The following is a 469-nucleotide window of genomic DNA, read 5'->3' on the forward strand; positions in this document are numbered from 1 at the left end:
CGGGATAAATGCGCTTATCAACAGCGCCAACGGCACCAGAATAACCTTGTTGATTAATGATCCTTTCGCCACGCTCCATACCACCGGCAGCTCGCGATTAGCGCGAACGCCGGTCACCTGCTGCGCATTGAGCGACAGGTCATCCCCCAGTACGCCCGCGGTTTTTTTCGCGGCCAATTTGCCCATTACCGAAATATCGTCCAGCAGCGTGGCGATATCGTCGAGTAATGTCAGTAAGCTACTTCCTGCCAAAATGATTTCCTCGGTCTTTTCTTCTAAGACGTTAAGTATGTAGCAAAACGCGCAATGCCGAAACCGGCGGCGCGGGTCAACGCCTTTTTATTCCAAAAGGACAATTATAATGCTCGCCAGCATAATAATTTTGACGTTTACTATATTCACCCTTTTTATTTCACCGTGAGTGATTATGCGTTTCCGGCAGTTATTACCTCTTTTTGGCGCGCTTTTT

Annotated in this window: 1 protein-coding gene; it reads right to left on the bottom strand. The window is 48.4% G+C overall.

Features of this window, described 5'->3' with window-relative positions; translation table 11 throughout:
* The coding region (locus tag DK926_RS26355; protein ID WP_000929121.1) for a DUF808 family protein at window positions 1-252 on the bottom strand (252 nt) is incomplete at its 3' end.
* Window positions 253-469: the final 217 nt, after the last annotated feature.

Source organism: Rhodococcus sp. Eu-32 (assembly GCF_003336925.1).
GTDB lineage: Bacteria > Actinomycetota > Actinomycetes > Mycobacteriales > Mycobacteriaceae > Rhodococcoides > Rhodococcoides kyotonensis_B.